17 protein-coding genes and 1 riboswitch are annotated in these 16,180 nt (G+C 57.7%); of the genes, 6 read left to right on the plus strand and 11 right to left on the minus strand.

Features of this window, described 5'->3' with window-relative positions; genetic code table 11:
* From HRR99_RS07425 to crcB, 3 genes are all read right to left on the minus strand, one after another.
* Entirely contained in the window at positions 1 to 657 is a 657-nt protein-coding gene (locus tag HRR99_RS07425; RefSeq protein ID WP_233123324.1) for an HAD-IA family hydrolase, read from the minus strand.
* The gene (locus HRR99_RS07430; RefSeq protein WP_111838333.1) at positions 654 to 1,646 is read right to left on the minus strand and encodes an RluA family pseudouridine synthase; all 993 of its coding nucleotides are present in this window, start codon (positions 1,644 to 1,646) and stop codon (positions 654 to 656) included. The genes HRR99_RS07425 and HRR99_RS07430 overlap by 4 nt, the downstream gene beginning before the upstream one ends.
* A gap of 62 nt (positions 1,647 to 1,708) precedes the next feature.
* Positions 1,709 to 2,086 carry a fluoride efflux transporter CrcB gene (gene crcB / locus HRR99_RS07435; protein WP_233123325.1) on the minus strand — a complete coding sequence of 126 codons (378 nt, stop codon included), beginning with the start codon at positions 2,084 to 2,086 and terminating at the stop codon, positions 1,709 to 1,711.
* 213 nt (positions 2,087 to 2,299) lie between these two features.
* Between crcB and HRR99_RS07440 the strand changes: the two genes are divergently transcribed.
* Positions 2,300 to 2,587 (plus strand): hypothetical protein, encoded by a 288-nt coding sequence (locus HRR99_RS07440; protein ID WP_233123326.1) that lies wholly within the window; start codon positions 2,300 to 2,302, stop codon positions 2,585 to 2,587.
* Positions 2,588 to 2,638: 51 nt separating this feature from the next.
* On the opposite strand, the gene HRR99_RS07445 is transcribed toward HRR99_RS07440, so the two are convergent.
* Together HRR99_RS07445 and HRR99_RS07450 are read right to left on the minus strand one after the other, a co-directional pair.
* A complete protein-coding gene (locus tag HRR99_RS07445) occupies positions 2,639 to 3,625 on the minus strand; it encodes a copper chaperone PCu(A)C domain-containing protein (protein ID WP_233123327.1) in 987 nt (328 codons plus the stop codon).
* Between the two features lie 87 nt (positions 3,626 to 3,712).
* Positions 3,713 to 4,117: a hypothetical protein gene (locus HRR99_RS07450; RefSeq protein WP_233123328.1), complete on the minus strand. Its 405-nt coding sequence runs from the start codon at positions 4,115 to 4,117 to the stop codon at positions 3,713 to 3,715.
* Positions 4,118 to 4,247: 130 nt separating this feature from the next.
* Here HRR99_RS07450 and HRR99_RS07455 point away from each other — a divergent pair, with 130 nt between their 5' ends.
* The 4 genes from HRR99_RS07455 (at position 4,248) to gcvP (ending at position 9,168) form a co-directional block, all read left to right on the plus strand.
* Complete coding sequence (locus HRR99_RS07455; RefSeq protein WP_233123329.1) at positions 4,248 to 4,433, plus strand: DUF3008 family protein; 186 nt, start codon at positions 4,248 to 4,250, stop codon at positions 4,431 to 4,433.
* A 116-nt stretch (positions 4,434 to 4,549) separates the two neighbouring features.
* A riboswitch (glycine riboswitch) is annotated at positions 4,550 to 4,637 on the plus strand.
* Positions 4,638 to 4,786: 149 nt separating this feature from the next.
* Complete coding sequence (gene gcvT / locus HRR99_RS07460) at positions 4,787 to 5,926, plus strand: glycine cleavage system aminomethyltransferase GcvT (RefSeq protein WP_233123330.1); 1,140 nt, start codon at positions 4,787 to 4,789, stop codon at positions 5,924 to 5,926.
* A 15-nt stretch (positions 5,927 to 5,941) separates the two neighbouring features.
* Positions 5,942 to 6,304: a glycine cleavage system protein GcvH gene (gene gcvH, locus HRR99_RS07465; RefSeq protein WP_045230457.1), complete on the plus strand. Its 363-nt coding sequence runs from the start codon at positions 5,942 to 5,944 to the stop codon at positions 6,302 to 6,304.
* Complete coding sequence (gene gcvP / locus HRR99_RS07470; protein ID WP_233123331.1) at positions 6,304 to 9,168, plus strand: aminomethyl-transferring glycine dehydrogenase; 2,865 nt, start codon at positions 6,304 to 6,306, stop codon at positions 9,166 to 9,168. The genes gcvH and gcvP overlap by 1 nt, the downstream gene beginning before the upstream one ends.
* A gap of 60 nt (positions 9,169 to 9,228) precedes the next feature.
* On the opposite strand, the gene HRR99_RS07475 is transcribed toward gcvP, so the two are convergent.
* Positions 9,229 to 9,732: a hypothetical protein gene (locus HRR99_RS07475; RefSeq protein WP_233123332.1), complete on the minus strand. Its 504-nt coding sequence runs from the start codon at positions 9,730 to 9,732 to the stop codon at positions 9,229 to 9,231.
* A gap of 141 nt (positions 9,733 to 9,873) precedes the next feature.
* Between HRR99_RS07475 and HRR99_RS07480 the strand changes: the two genes are divergently transcribed.
* A complete protein-coding gene (locus tag HRR99_RS07480; protein WP_233123333.1) occupies positions 9,874 to 11,139 on the plus strand; it encodes an MFS transporter in 1,266 nt (421 codons plus the stop codon).
* A gap of 52 nt (positions 11,140 to 11,191) precedes the next feature.
* On the opposite strand, the gene HRR99_RS07485 is transcribed toward HRR99_RS07480, so the two are convergent.
* The 5 genes from HRR99_RS07485 to cysG all read right to left on the minus strand — a co-directional run bounded on the left by HRR99_RS07485 (position 11,192) and on the right by cysG (position 16,112).
* Positions 11,192 to 12,004 carry a ferredoxin--NADP reductase gene (locus HRR99_RS07485; RefSeq protein WP_233123334.1) on the minus strand — a complete coding sequence of 271 codons (813 nt, stop codon included), beginning with the start codon at positions 12,002 to 12,004 and terminating at the stop codon, positions 11,192 to 11,194.
* A gap of 143 nt (positions 12,005 to 12,147) precedes the next feature.
* Positions 12,148 to 12,654: a DUF934 domain-containing protein gene (locus HRR99_RS07490; protein ID WP_233123336.1), complete on the minus strand. Its 507-nt coding sequence runs from the start codon at positions 12,652 to 12,654 to the stop codon at positions 12,148 to 12,150.
* 11 nt (positions 12,655 to 12,665) lie between these two features.
* On the minus strand, positions 12,666 to 14,336 hold the full coding sequence (locus HRR99_RS07495) for a nitrite/sulfite reductase (RefSeq protein WP_233123338.1): 1,671 nt from the start codon (positions 14,334 to 14,336) through the stop codon (positions 12,666 to 12,668).
* Between the two features lie 8 nt (positions 14,337 to 14,344).
* Entirely contained in the window at positions 14,345 to 14,659 is a 315-nt protein-coding gene (locus HRR99_RS07500) for a DUF2849 domain-containing protein (RefSeq protein ID WP_233123340.1), read from the minus strand.
* Entirely contained in the window at positions 14,652 to 16,112 is a 1,461-nt protein-coding gene (cysG, locus tag HRR99_RS07505) for a siroheme synthase CysG (RefSeq protein WP_233123451.1), read from the minus strand. Before cysG ends, HRR99_RS07500 begins: the two co-directional genes overlap by 8 nt.
* Positions 16,113 to 16,180 lie beyond the last annotated feature (68 nt).

Genomic DNA, 16,180 nt, shown 5'->3' on the forward strand with positions numbered 1-16,180 from the left:
TCAGCCCGGTATGTGGCCGGGAATTTCGCTGGGATGGTTGACGATGGCGTCTGCTCCGGCGTTCCAGAGATCATCAACGGACGCGTAGCCCCAGGCGACGCCAATGGCTTTTGCGCCCGCCGCTTTTGCCATCTGCATATCATAGATGGCATCGCCGATCACGATCGTATCGGCTGGCACCATGCCGGTCTCGCTGCAGCATTCCGTCACCATGGCCGGATGCGGCTTGGAAGGGCAATCATCCGCCGTGCGCGATACGATGAAATGCTGGCGGAAACCATGCGTATCCATGATCAGGTTAAGGCCCCGGCGAGACTTGCCAGTGACAGCCCCCATCAGCAGTTCCTGGCGTTTGGCCAGCGTATCGATCATGGCGTGAATGCCGTCGAACATTGGCTCTTCAAAGCCCGGTTCAGCTCGCGTTGCCGCAAAGATGGCTTTGTAATGCGCCGTCATGGCAATCGCTTCGTCATCCACATGCGGCTTTCCCTGCATGCGAGCGATGGCGATGTCCAATGTGAGCCCGATGATCGACTTCGTCAGCGCGACATCTGGGCGATCATAGCCGAAATGCACGAAGGTGCGGGCCATGACCTCATGAATAAGGCCGACGCTGTCCACCAGCGTACCATCGCAATCGAAGAGAACCAGTTTCATTCGTCGTCCCTGTCACCATCGGCCACGTCAAGACCGAGCAGATTCCACGTCTGCACCATGTGCGGTGGCAACGGTGCGGTCACACGCAGGCGTCCACCGGATGGATGCGGAATGTCGATCTTGCGCGCATGCAGGTGCAGGCGTTTCTGGACGCCGCCGGGGAAATCCCAATTGACGTCCTCGATGTAATATTTGGGATCGCCGATGATTGGATGGCCCATATGCAGTGCGTGAACACGCAGCTGGTGGGTACGGCCCGTATAGGGCTCCATTTCCAGCCATGCCAGATTTTGCGCCGCCGTATCGATAACGCGGTAATAAGAGATCGCGTGATCGGCGCCCTCCTCACCGTGCTTGGCAATGCGCATGCGATCACCATCCGGTGTCTGTTCCTTTACCAGCCAGCTTGAAATCTTGTCCTGATGCTTGCGCGGCACGCCCTTGACCAGCGACCAGTAGGTCTTTTTGGTGTCGCGCTCACGAAACGCAGCGGTCAACTTTTGCGCTGCACCTCTGGTGCGGGCAACAACCAGCACGCCTGACGTATCGCGGTCAATGCGGTGGACAAGACGCGGCTTTTCACCCTTGGAACTCGTCCATGCTTCCAGCAGCCCATCGATATGACGGTTGATGCCGGAGCCGCCCTGCACGGCAATGCCAGCAGGCTTGTTGAACACGAAGACTTTTTCGTCTTCATGCAGCAGCATGCGCTTCAACAGATCGACGTCGTCGGAATTCTTGAGGTCGCTGGAGCTGATCGGTCCACCCTTGACCTTCGCATCGACATCAAGCGGCGGAACGCGCACGGTCTGTCCGGCTTCCACACGCGCATCGGTCTTGACGCGGCCACCATCGACACGCACCTGCCCGGAGCGCATCAGTTTTTGCAGCGGACCAAAGCCTAAGCCCGGATAGTGGATCTTGAACCAGCGGTCGAGGCGCATTCCGGCTTCTTCAGGCTCAACCTTGATGTGCTCGATACCTGCCATGGCAATTCCATTCTTTCTTTTCTCAACTCCGCATCCTTGGTGTGCGGTATTTTCCGTTGCCTTTAGAACAAAGCGCGGCCCAAGGCCAGCCCGGCGAAGATTGCAGCGAAAGAAACGACGAGACTGGCCAGCAGATAGACCGCCGCCAGCCCCAAATCTCCGCGCTCGAACAGCACGACGGCGTCCAGCGTAAACGAAGACCATGTGGTGAAGCCGCCGAGAATGCCGGTGACGATGAACACCCGCACTTCCGAAGACGCATCGAACCTGCGCGCTATTATCTCGACCATCAAACCAATGAAAAATGCCCCGACAACGTTGACGGTGATCGTGCCCCACGGAAAGTTCGGACCCGCCAGCTTCACGCCCCAAACGCCGACCAGATAGCGTGCCACGGAACCGATTGCGCCGCCAATGGCAACGAGAGCGATATTGAGCATGGGAAATCTCCGGTCATGAAACGGCGGCTGGGCGCAGCGTGTTCGATCTTTACGACAAACTCGCAGCAAGCGAAATTCCCGAAGGGAACTATATGCGTAAAAAAGAGGTTTTCGAAATCGTTAAAACACCGATCAAATGCAACCCTTGGATTTAATCGGGAAGAAAGTCGCCGATGATAAAATCATTCGATTAAACAGCAGGAGGGTGTTCGCATGGTGCAAATTTTGTCAGTTTCGGCGACCACCGCTGGTTATGTTGCAGATAGCATCAAGGCCACCCAGCGTGCGTCGCGAAAAACGGAAATCGAGCAAGCCAAGCGCGAACTCGTGCGAAAGACCAGCCAGGTTCAGGACACTCAGGTCAGTTCCCTCTCGACTGCCGTCACACAGCCTGCCCTGTCACTGCACTTCATGACGGCGGGACAGCAGCACAATCCCCAAGCCACCCTTGAAGAGGTCATAGAAGCCTACGAGGAAAACAAGGGCCGCTCTGAAATCTAATTCAACGACAGAAGAAAGCTGCCGGGACTTATTGCCCGGCAGCTTTTTGATTCAGTTATGGTCGTGCTTTTCAGAGCCGCCTTTGGAAGACCCTACGTCAAGCATGACGTCTGCCTTGCCCGCCTTTTCGAAGGTCAGCGTAACCGGCACTTTGTCGCCTTCTGCGAATGGCCTCGTGACATTGAAGAACATGAAATGCAGGCCGCCCGGCGTCAGCTCCACGGTCTTGCCAGCGGGAATGACGATCCCGGCATCCAGCTTGCGCATCTTCATCACGTCATTGACCATCGCCATCTCGTGGATTTCGGCGCGACCGGCATTCGGCGATGAGATGGATACAAGACGGTCGTCGGACGAACCGTCATTCTTGATGGTGATGAAGCCCCCACCCACTGGCTGGCCCGGCAGCATCGCCTTGGACGCCGCACCGGAAAGCTCGAGTTCGCCGACTTTCACGACGTCAGCCGCGTGTTGTGCTGCCCCATGATCGTGTTCATGCCCGCCAGCCATCGCCTGCTTGGCCACGATCTTAATGGTGGGCGCGGGGTTCTCTAGCGAGTGAGGGTCCTGTCCCTTCTCGGCAACCTGATCCCAGTTCGCCCTACCCTTGTCTCCGCAAATCTGGATGACCTTGAACGGCAGATCGACCCCGGCATCCACGCCAGTCACTTTGCCCTGCACATTGAACGTATCATAGAATGCATCCGGCAAATCTCCGTCTTTCCAGCGAATCTCTACCGGGCCGGACTTCACGTCGACACCATGGTTTTTGTAGCTCTTTTGATAATCACCCGTGATGATCTCAAGCTCCCAGCCCGCCTTGGGCTGTGGCTTTGCTGAAATGAAGCCTTCCGGCAGCTTCATCCGCACCTCTGTGGTGGGAAGGCCACCGTCACATCCATGGGGAACCTGAAGTGCCGCAACGATGGTGCTTTCCTGCTCGGCAGTCTGGTTGACGAATGTCGAATGCGCGAGGGCTGGAGACGCCGCCATCGATGCGATTAGCGCCGTACCGGCTGCAAGTGTGTGAATGTTCATTTTGATACCCTTCCGACTGTGGCTCTTCGAGCGTCGCCAGTCCCGTTTGCCGCAAGATGCGGCTATCCTGTTTTCTCGGTTCAGCGATCAGAGAACAACAGGCGGCGCCCTCGCCTTGGGGCGCTGGTAATCGACGTCGTAGACCTGAACAGGTTGAATGACGGGGGCATTGTCCAGCCATGTGAACTCAGCCTTTGCCCAGGAGTTCGCATCCGGTGTTGGTATCAGGACCGAAGATGACAGAAGGCATGCTTCGCAAAACAGCGATATCGTGGAATGGTCTGATTTGCCGGGCGCATGGGGAGCCGCCGCACCCGCGTGTCCTTCGCAAATCTCGGCAAAGCTGCCATCTGGCAACCTGTAGGCCTCATCAAGAGCAAAGGACGGCGCGACAAAGGCAGCCACCGGTTTATGCGCAAAGCCAAGCGACAGCATCAGCGCCGCGCAGAAAATGCGCAGGAGCCGTGTCCAGTCTGTGCGGTGCTTACTCATGGACGCTGTCATGACACGAAGCGATATCGCGCTTTTTGTTTGAAATCAAAGTGGAATTGACGCGCACGGGAACCGTCCACTCCAAACCGTCGTTTGCCCGATGTAGAAAACCGGTGAGGAGAATGGTCCGATGCCTGCAAAATCCAAAGCACAACAGAAAGCTGCCGGTGCAGCGCTTGCAGCAAAACGCGGCGATATGCCAAAGTCACGTTTACAAGGCGCTTCAAAAACCATGGCTAAGTACATGACAGAAAAAGAACTTGAAGACCTGGCATCCACCAAACACAAGAAGCTGCCTGAAAAGAAAGACACGTGATTGAGACGTCTACCTTCAGCTCAATGAAAACAGTCTCGTGACGCAAGCGGAACAAAAAACTGTTTGGCTGCGTCATTTGGTCCTTGCCAAGAAACGCACATACCAGATAATGACGATCTATCCCGCTGGGAGACACCGCCTCACGGCGGGGCCGAAGGAGCAACCGCCCCGGAAACTCTCAGGCAAAAGGACCAGCGGCGAGGACGGAACTCTGGAGAGAAGCCACCTGCACAAGGACGGCTCGCCGAAGGGATAACAATCTCAGGCGACAAGGACAGAGGGGGCTCTTGAACCCGGCACGTTGTGTGCCATGACATGAGCCCGCGCGACATCGCGCAACCTCGGAGGCTTTTTTGGCCGATACTGCCGCTCTACAAGTCACCCCACTTCATTCTCTGCATGTGTCCCTCGGTGCCCGCATGGTGCCGTTTGCAGGATACGACATGCCGGTTCAGTACCCTGCAGGCGTCCTTAAGGAACATCTGCACACGCGCGCGTCGGCTGGCCTGTTCGACGTTTCCCATATGGGACAGGTGATCATGAAAGCGAAGTCCGGCAAGGTCGAAGATGCCGCGCTGGCTCTCGAAAAGCTTGTGCCGGTCGACATTCTTGGCCTCAAGGAAGGTCGTCAGCGATACGGGTTCTTTACCGATGCCGAAGGCAACATCCTGGATGACCTAATGATCACCAATATGGGCGATCATCTCTTTGTCGTCGTCAACGCCGCCTGCAAGGATGCCGATCTTGCACACATGCAGGCGCATCTTTCCGACACATGCGACATCACGCTTCTGGATGACCGTGCGCTCATCGCGCTTCAGGGACCACGTGCCGAGGCCGTGTTGGCCGAATTGTGGGCTGGCGTTTCTGGCATGAAGTTCATGGATGTTCGCGAAATTCCGCTTCTCGACGTGCCTTGCATTGTGTCTCGATCTGGATATTCCGGCGAAGACGGTTTTGAAATTTCCATTCCATCCGATAAGGCAGAGTTCATCGCCAAGGCGTTGCTGGAACATCCTGACTGCGAAGCCATCGGCCTTGGCGCGCGCGACAGCCTTCGTCTTGAGGCTGGCCTGTGTCTCTACGGCAATGACATCGACACCACGACCTCCCCCATCGAAGCCTCTCTCGAGTGGGCCATCCAGAAAGCACGCCGCACGGCCGGCGACCGCGCAGGCGGCTTTCCGGGTGCCGAGCGCATTCTCGGTGAGCTTGCCAATGGCACGACCCGCCGCCGCGTCGGCCTGAAGCCGGAGGGCAAGGCCCCGGTTCGCGGTCACGTCAAACTGTTCGCCGATGCAGAGGGCAAAAACGAGATTGGCGAAGTGACCTCGGGCGGCTTCGGACCGTCCGTCGAAGGCCCCGTCGCCATGGGCTACGTACCGAAAGATTTCGCAACACCCGGCACGGCCATATTCGCGGAAGTGCGTGGCAAGTACCTGCCCGTCACCGTGTCTGCCCTGCCCTTCATCACACCCACTTACAAACGCTAATTTCCGGAGAGACCAATGCTGAAATTTACTCAAGAGCACGAGTGGCTGAAGATCGAAGGCGATGTCGCCACCGTCGGCATCACGACGCATGCTGCCGAGCAGCTGGGCGACCTTGTTTTCGTAGAATTGCCGGAAGTCGGCGCGACCTTCTCCAAGGATGGTGACGCGGCCACAGTCGAGAGCGTGAAGGCTGCTTCCGACGTCTATTGTCCGCTGGATGGCGAGATCACCGAAATCAACCAGGCCATCGTGGACGACCCATCTCTGGTCAACTCTGATCCGCAGGGCGCTGGCTGGTTCTTCAAGCTCAAGCTTTCCAACGCGTCTGACGCCGATGCGCTGCTGGATGAAGCGGCCTATAAGGAGCTTATTGCGTAATGACGACTCCCACAGAGTTCCATTTCACCGACTATCAGCCCTATGACTTCGCCAACCGGCGTCATATCGGGCCGTCGCCGTCGGAAATGACGGATATGTTAAAGGTCATCGGTTACAACAGCCTCGATGCCCTCATCGACGCGACCGTGCCGTCTTCCATACGCCAGAAGGCACCGCTTGCATGGGGTGCAGCGCTGACGGAACGCGAGGCGCTGGACCGTCTTCGCGAAACCGCCAACAAGAACAAGGTCCTGACCTCGCTGATCGGTCAGGGCTATTATGGCACCATCACGCCGCCGGTCATCCAGCGCAACATTCTGGAAAATCCGGCATGGTACACCGCCTACACACCGTACCAGCCAGAGATTTCGCAGGGACGTCTTGAAGCGCTGCTGAACTTCCAGACCATGATTTCCGATCTGACCGGTCTTGATGTCGCCAACGCCTCGCTACTGGATGAAGCAACCGCTGCTGCCGAAGCCATGGCCATGTGCCAGCGCGTGGCGAAGTCCAAGGCGACAGCCTTCTTCGTGGATGCCAACTGCCATCCGCAGACTATCGCGCTCATCGAAACCCGTGCAGCACCACTCGGCTGGAATGTCATCGTCGGCAATCCCTTCACCGATCTCGATCCCGTCGATGTCTTCGGTGCGCTATTCCAGTACCCCGGTACGCATGGCCATGTGAATGATTTCACCGGCCTGATTTCCCGTCTGCACCAGACAGGCGCCATTGCCGCTGTCGCAACAGACCTGCTGGCGCTTACGCTTCTGAAATCCCCCGGTGAAATGAGCGCGGATATCGCCATCGGCTCGTCGCAGCGTTTCGGCGTTCCCGTTGGTTACGGCGGCCCGCATGCGGCCTTCATGGCCGTCAAGGATGCGATCAAGCGTTCCATGCCCGGCCGTCTCGTTGGGGTCTCAGTCGATGCGCGCGGCAACCGCGCTTATCGCCTGTCGCTTCAGACTCGCGAGCAGCATATCCGCCGCGAAAAGGCCACTTCCAACATCTGCACTGCACAGGTGCTGCTGGCCGTCATGGCGTCCATGTACGGCGTCTTCCACGGCCCGCAGGGCATCAAGGCCATTGCCCAGCAGACCCACCAGAAAGCCGTGTTGATGGCAAAGGGTCTGGAGAAGCTCGGCTTCGTCATCGAACCCGAAACCTTCTTCGACACCATCACCGTCGATGTTGGCCACATGCAGGCATTGATCCTGCGCGCAGCTGTCGCCGAAGGTGTGAACTTGCGCAAGGTCGGCTCGACGAAAATCGGCATGAGCCTGGATGAGCGCACGCGTCCGGCAACGCTGGAATCGGTCTGGCGTGCCTTTGGTGGCAACTTCTCGATTTCGGACTTCGAACCGGATTATCGATTGCCCAAAAACCTATTGCGCACAACGCAATACATGACGCACCCGATATTCCACATGAACCGCGCCGAGAGCGAGATGACCCGCTATATCCGCCGTCTTTCGGACCGCGATCTGGCGCTCGACCGTTCCATGATCCCGCTCGGTTCCTGCACCATGAAGCTGAACGCGACAGCCGAAATGCTGCCGATCACATGGCCGGAATTTTCTGATATCCATCCATTTGTGCCAGCCGATCAGGCACTGGGTTACAAGGAGATGATTGACGATCTTTCCACTAAGCTCTGCCAGGTCACCGGCTACGATGCCTTTTCCATGCAGCCGAATTCCGGTGCGCAGGGCGAATATGCGGGTCTGCTGACCATCCGCAACTATCACCTCGCGCGCGGCGATGCACATCGCGACGTTTGCCTCATCCCAACCTCTGCACACGGCACCAACCCTGCTTCTGCGCAGATGGTCGGCATGCGCGTGGTGCCTGTGAAGGTGAGAGAAAACGGTGACATCGATATCGAAGATTTCCGTGCGAAAGCAATGCAATACGCGGAAAACCTCTCATGCTGCATGATCACCTATCCGTCGACCCACGGCGTGTTCGAAGAGACCGTTCGGGAGATTTGCGACATCACCCACGAGCATGGTGGTCAGGTCTATCTCGACGGTGCCAACATGAATGCCATGGTTGGTCTGTCGCGTCCAGGCGATATCGGCTCCGATGTGTCGCACCTCAACCTGCATAAGACCTTCTGCATTCCGCATGGCGGCGGTGGTCCCGGCATGGGTCCAATCGGCGTCAAGGCGCATCTGGCTTCCTACCTGCCTGGCCATCCGGCCAGTGACGGACGCACCGGTGCGGTTTCGGCAGCACCTTTCGGCTCGCCATCGATCCTGCCGATCTCCTGGAGCTACTGCCTGATGATGGGTGGCGAAGGTCTGACGCAGGCAACCAAGGTCGCGATCCTCAACGCCAACTACATCGCAGCACGGCTGAAGGGCGCTTACGATGTGCTCTACAAGTCCGAAGCCGGACGCGTGGCACATGAGTGCATCATCGACACCCGCCCGCTGAACGAGAGCTGCGGCGTGACGGTGGACGATGTCGCCAAGCGTCTGATCGACTGCGGCTTCCACGCCCCGACCATGAGCTGGCCGGTTGCCGGTACGCTGATGATCGAGCCGACCGAGTCGGAACCAAAAGCCGAACTCGACCGCTTCTGCGATGCCATGCTGGCCATCCGTCAGGAAGCTCGCGATATCGAAGAAGGTCGTTCCGACAAGGCTAACAACCCGCTGAAGAACGCACCACACACCGTGGAAGACCTCGTCGGAAACTGGGATCGCCCCTACTCTCGCGAACAGGCTTGTTATCCGCCCGGTGCCTTCCGCGTGGACAAATACTGGTCGCCGGTCAACCGCGTCGATAACGTCTATGGCGACCGCAACCTCATCTGCACCTGCCCGCCAATGAGCGAATATGCGGAAGCTGCAGAGTAAAATTAAAAAAAGGCCCGGAGCGATCCGGGCCTTTTCATTTATGAGGCAAGTGTTGTGTCTTTAGCGCGTCAGCTGAATATCGGCGGTCGTCACCGTTGGTCCACCGGCACCATCCTTGTCGGTGGTGCGCAAACGCAAGCCGTTGTTGCCGACTTTGGTTATGGTCATGGCAGCGACCTTGTCTCCATTAATGACGCGTTTCCATGTGATGGACAGATTGATGGAATTACCACTGCGGCTGCCTGCCAGTGCAGATGGTATGCCTGATGGACCGACATAGTTTCCACGGTAACGCGTGCCGGAGGCACTCAGATCAGCTGAGATCGCACGGCGAATGACGAGCAGTCCGCGGCATGTGCCATTCATGCGCAGTGATGGACCAGACGAGGTCGAGTCGAACGTGCAGTTCACCTTGATGGGCTTGGAACCGATCTTGGTGGTGACGGTGCCTGACCCCTTCCAGCTTCCTTTCAAGGTGGAAAGAAACTGGCTTTCATCGGCCATTGCCGGTGGCGCCATCAGGGCTGTCGCGAGTGCTATCATGGAAATTAGTTTGCCGGTCATCCGCGTGTTCCTTGTGTGTGCAGACCGAACGCCCGGCTATCCTGATTGTTCCTTTGCACAGATTGTTATGCGCTAAAGCAACCTAAATCTATCACGCGCGTTTCTCGCCAGCTTCACCTAGCCCCTCCCGGATAGCCTTTCATGACAACGCTAACAACGCCCATTGATGCCAGCGGTCAGTCTCTCGGGAAATCCCCAGGGACAGGCCTGTCAGATCGCTCGATTTTTGCACTCGCCGTCCTCAATTTCTTTCTGGCTGACGCGCGTGACGGGCTTGGTCCGTTTCTGGATGCATTTCTGGCCACCAACGGCTGGTCGGCCATGCAGCTCGGCGTTATCGCCACCGTTGGCGGGCTTGTAGGACTTGCCGCGACGCCGCTTTGCGGCGCGTTGGTCGATGGCACCACGTGGAAGCGCACCCTGATTGCAATACCCGTTGTTCTCGTCACGATCGGCGCACTGATTACGCTGCTCTTCACCAACGAGGCCGTGGTCTGGACGGGCCAGATCATGACGGCAGTCGTCGGGGCCGTCGTTGGTCCTGCCCTTGCCGGTTTGACGCTGGGTCTCGTTGGGGAAAAGCTCTTCTCCCAACAAATCTCTCGCAACGAGTTCTGGAACCACGGCGGCAATTTCGTTTCGCTATTTGCCACCTATTTCGCCGTAACCGCCTTCGGCATTTCTGGCGTCATCGGGCTCATGGTCGCAACCGCGATTGGCGCTCTTGCTGCTGTCGTCGCCATCGATCCCAAACGGATCGACCACAAGGTGGCGCGCGGTCTGGGACACGATGAAGGCGAACCGGGACCATCCGGCTTCAAGGTTCTTTTCAAAGAACGGGGCCTGATTTTCCTCTCTATCATTCTGCTGATCTTCCACTTCGGCAATGCTCCTATGGGCAGATTGATTGCCCAGAATTTCGCAATCGAATTGAATACACCCTTCCGTACTACCGCTATCATTACCGGTGTCGCGCAGTTTGCCATGATCTTCGTCGCGGCCCTCGCGCCATGGCTCATCCGCCGCTTCGGTCTGTCGGCGGTGTTCTTGATCGCACTCGCAGCCATCCCCATTCGCGGCGTGCTCGCGGCATCGTTCCACGAGTTCTGGGTGATCTACCCCGTCCAGTTGCTGGATGGTATCGGCGCGGGCCTGCTCGGCATTGCAACGCCGGTTGCTGTCGAAAGAATTCTGAAAGGCACCGGGCGTTTCAATGTCGGCCTTGCCAGCGTGATGACTGTTCAGGGCATCGGCGCGTCTCTCAGCAACGGCGTGGCGGGTTGGCTTACTACCGAAGGCGGCTATGCGCTATCGCATCTGGTTGGCGGCGGTATCGCGGCCATCGCGATCGTGCTGTTTCTCATGTTCCGACACGATATCGCCCCGGCACAGGAAACGGACGGCTGAAAACGAAAAAAGGAGGCCAAACGGCCTCCTTTTTTAATTCGCAAAATTGGGATCAGCCCACAAAGGCCCGTTCGATCACGAACTCGGCCGGTTTGTTGTTTGCACCCTCGTGCAAGCCAGCCTGCTCCAAAAGCGCCTTGGTATCCTTCAGCATTGCGGTAGAGCCGCAGATCATGCCGCGATCCACAGCAGGGTCGAACGCTGGCAAGCCGAGATCGGCAAACATCTTGCCATTTTCGATCAGGTCGGTGATGCGTCCTGTAAAGGCGTAATCCTGGCGCGTGACGGTCGCGTAGTGCTTCAGCTTGTCACCGACCAACTCGCTCAGGAACTCGTGGTTCTTGATCTCTTCGACCAAATCGAAGCCGTATTTCAACTCAGCAACGTCGCGGCAGGTGTGGGTGAGGATGACTTCCTCGAACTTCTCATAGGTTTCCGGGTCGCGAATGAGGCTTGCGAAGGGCGCGATGCCGGTTCCGGTCGAGAACATATAGAGACGCTTGCCGGGCGTGAGCGCATCGAGCACCAGCGTACCTGTCGGCTTCTTGCGCATCAACACGGTATCGCCGGGCTTGATCTGCTGGAGATGCGAGGTCAGCGGACCATCCGGCACCTTGATCGAGAAGAATTCCAGCTCCTCATCCCAGGCGGGGCTGGCGATGGAATAGGCACGGTAGATAGGCTTTTCACCCACCATGAGGCCGATCATGGCGAACTCGCCCGAACGGAAACGGAAGCCGGCGGGACGTGTCATGCGGAAGCGGAACAGGTGATCGGTGTAATGCTCGACCGAAAGCACCGTCTCAGCATAAACGCCGTCAGGGATTTTCACCGCAAATTCTTCCGTCTTGGCTGGAGCGTTCATTCTCTATCCGTCCATCTTCATGGTGTGCGACATTTTCAGATGGGGCAATATACCATCCGGCCCTGCTTTTGAAGGTACAGGAATGTCATTGGTGCTATGCGAGTAGAAATATGTATCTAAAACTCATATTTCCACGCAAGAGTTCATATCGCCGCACGGCGTCGCCAGCTGTAGGACTGTTCACCCGGAGCGGGCTTGGCCGTCGGCTGGTAATAGACATCGATGCCGGGCAAACGGTTTTCCGACAGGCGACGGATCGCCGTTTCGTTCGTCACCGCAAAGCTGGTAAAACCGGTGCGGAGCATCAGAGGCACCTGGTCGATCAGCACATCACCCACTGCCCTTAATTCGCCCTGATAATTCAGACGCGTGCGCAACAGCGATGCATGACTGAAACCACGACCATCGCTAAATGCCGGGAAACTGACCGCGACCAGCCCGATGCGATCGATGAACGGGCGCAACTTTTCGACATCATCCGCCGGTGTCACGAGAACACCAAGGCCGATATCGTTGCTTACCTCGGCGCGCGCGATAAATGCGTCAAGGCCAAGAAAGGCCTGCTGGCCATCCTGCGCCTTCACCTCTTCGGTCTCGATGACCCACGGATCGTTCTCCACGAAACCGCTCTCATTCCAGATTTTTGTCATGATGCGGTTCCTTATGCGGCTGCGGCGGCTGCCGGATAGAGCGCGTCCTTGAAAGGCTGCGCGCCGACACGGCGATAGGCGTCAAGGAAGGTCTCTTCTCTCGACAGACGCAGGCCGAGATAGGTATCAACGATGGTCTCCACCGCGTCGGTCACCTTTTCCGGCTCGAAGCCGCGACCGATGATCTCACCGATGGACGAATTCTCGTCACCCGATCCACCCAACGTGATCTGATAGAGTTCGGCACCCTTCTTTTCCACGCCCAGCAGACCGATATGGCCGACATGATGGTGGCCGCAGGCGTTGATGCAGCCGGAAATCTTAATCTTCAGCTCACCGATTTCGGCCTGACGCTCCGGCGAGCCGAAGCGGTTGGAAATTTCCTGCGACACTGGAATAGAGCGTGCATTGGCAAGCGCGCAATAATCCAGCCCGGGACAGGCAATGATGTCTGTAATCAAACCGGCATTCGCCGTTGCAAGACCAGCACCCAGAAGCGCGCGGTAGACCGGCTCAAGATCGGCAAGGGCCACATGCGGTAGAATGATATTCTGTTCGTGGCTGATGCGGATTTCATCCAGCGCGTATTCTTCAGCGATATCGGCAACGAGATCCATCTGCTCGTCGGATGCGTCACCCGGAATGCCACCAATGGGCTTGAGCGATATCGTCACCATCCCGTAATCCGGGTTGGTGTGCGGCTGAACGTTCTGGTCCACCCAGCGTGCGAAATCTGCGTCGGCCTTTTTCCAGCGTGCGAGGCTTTCCCATCCTTCAGGGCGGGCCTTCAAATCCGGCAGCGCGAAGTAGGAGGTGATGGCAGCGATATCGGCATCCGGCAGTTTCAACTCGCCGTTTTTCAGCTCAGCGAACTCCGCCTCCACCTGACGCGCCAGCTCTTCGGCGCCCGTCTCGTGGACGAGGATTTTGATGCGGGCCTTGTACTTGTTGTCGCGACGGCCATGCAGATTGTAAACGCGCATGATGGCAGTGGTGTAGGACAACAAGTCCTCTTCGGGCAGGAAGTCGTTGATCTTCTTGGCGATCATCGGCGTTCTGCCCTGCCCGCCACCGACATAGACGGCAAAGCCGATTTCGCCCTTGTCGTTTTTCTTAAGGTGCAGGCCGATATCATGCACCTGAATGGCAGCACGATCCTTTTCCGCACCCGTAACAGCAATCTTGAACTTGCGCGGCAGAAAGGAGAATTCCGGGTGGACGGAAGACCATTGGCGCAGAATTTCAGCGTAAGGGCGCGGGTCTGCGACTTCATCGGCGGCAGCGCCAGCAAAATGGTCAGCGGTGACGTTGCGAATGCAGTTGCCAGAGGTTTGCAGCGCGTGCATTTCCACGCTCGCGAGTTCAGCCAGAATATCCGGCGTATCGGCAAGCCGCGGCCAGTTGTATTGAATATTCTGGCGCGTGGTGAAGTGGCCATAACCGCGGTCATATTTGCGGGCAATGTGGGCGAGCATCCGCATCTGTTTTGCGTTCAACGTGCCATAGGGAATGGCCACGCGCAGCATATAGGCATGAAGCTGGAGATAAACGCCGTTCATCAGACGCAACGGCTTGAATGCATCCTCGGCCAGTTCGCCGGAAAGGCGTCTTTCCACCTGATCGCGGAATTGCTCCACGCGACCTTGAACAAATGCGTGGTCGAACTCATCGTAGCGATACATGGTATTCCTCAGACTGCGATAAAGGCTGCGTCCGCCGGCTCAAAGCCTTTGGCGTAATGCATGGTTGGTCCTGCCGCACGAATTCTCTCGCGCAGGCGTGTCGGCCATAGGCGGCCATCCTGTTCGGTAACATCGACGATGTTGACGTCCACCACCTTGTTGGCAGAAAAATCGCGCTTGCCGATCTCTTCCAGTGAGGCCTCGGCATCAGCATGGCGCGCAACAAGAGCAGACTGAAGATTCTCGTTCCACGTGCCGCTTGCATCGAGCCATACGGCGATGCCGTCGTCGAGACGATTGGCTGTCAGAACCTTATCAACCATTTGCATACTCCTGCTTCAGATCGGACGACGTGCCAGCAAGCGACAGTGCTTCCGATCTTTCGAAATTAGCGCCCGCGACTGCATCACCGATGATGACCATAACCGGACCCGCCAGTTCGTCGCGATGCTCTAGCTCCGGCAAATCTTTCAGCGTGCCATGCATCAGGCGGCGATAAGAACGGCTGGCATTTTCGATGACCGCGACGGTGGTATTGGCATCGAGACCGGCCTTCATCAGACGCGTGGCAACGGACGCAGCCACGGAACGGCCCATGTAGACGGCGATCGTTGCACCTGAAACCGCGAGACGCGCCCAGTCCGGCAGGATGTCGCCAGCCAGATCATGACCCGTCGTAAAGATCAGCGAAGAGGCGACACCACGCAGTGTCAGCGGCAGTTCGAAATCGGCGGCGGCTGCAAAGGCGGAGGTGATGCCTGGCACGATTTCGTAAGCAATGCCCGCTTCCCGCAACGCCGCCATCTCTTCGGCGGCACGACCGTAAATCAAGGGATCGCCGGATTTGAGGCGCACGACCCGTTTGCCGTCTTCTCCCAGCGAGACCAGCAGCTTGTTGATGTCGGACTGGGACTTGGAGTGACAGCCTTTGCGCTTGCCGACGGAGAGACGCTCAGCATCCCTGCGGCCCATGTTGACGATTTCCTGCGGCACGAGCGCATCGTAAACAATGACATCCGCCTGCATCAGCACGCGCTGTGCGCGCAATGTCAGCAAATCCTCGGCACCAGGACCGGCACCCACCAACCAAACATAGCCTTCTGGACGCTCAGGCGAGGCAAGCAATTGCTCTGCGGCGCGGTGCGCACTGTCGATATCTGCCAGCGCAACAGCATCGGCAACACCACCGGAGAAGAAGCGACGCCAGAAGTTACGACGCAGGGCGCCTTTCGGCACATTCTTTTCCGCAGCATCGCGATACTCGACCGCCAGACGCGCCAAACGACCGAGCGAAGGCGACAGCATCTGGTCGATGCGCGCGCGGATCATCTGCCCGAGGACCGGCCCTGCCCCTTCGGTGCAGATCGCGACCGCGACGGGAGCGCGAGACACGAGGCCGGGTGTATAGAAATCGCAATAGCCAGGCTGATCGACCGCGTTGGCAGGAATGGACTTGGCACGCGCAACGTCTACAATTTGACGATCAAGCGCCTCCTCACCGGTGGCCGCGAAGACGAGAACCATGCCATCGACCAGCTCTGGCGAAAATGGAAGCAGATGATGTGTCACCTGCCCGCTCGCCAACAACGCCGCATAGTCACCCTGCGGCGCGTCCGCGAAGGCTTGAATATCGGCACTGGTGTTGAGAAGAAGTCGGACTTTTGCGAAGGCCTCATCGCCATTTCCAAAAACCGCAACGGGCCGCTTGTCCACTTTGAAAAAAGCAGGAAAAGTCGTAAGCCGATGGTCAGCCTTATCTGAAGCGGTTTTAAGCATGCTCATAATATGTCCGATCCGTCGCCGAGATTGAAGGTACAGAAATTCGCTTGCTATATTGCCGTAGA

It is taken from the genome of Agrobacterium vaccinii (assembly GCF_021310995.1).
Classification (GTDB): Bacteria; Pseudomonadota; Alphaproteobacteria; order Rhizobiales; family Rhizobiaceae; genus Agrobacterium; species Agrobacterium vaccinii.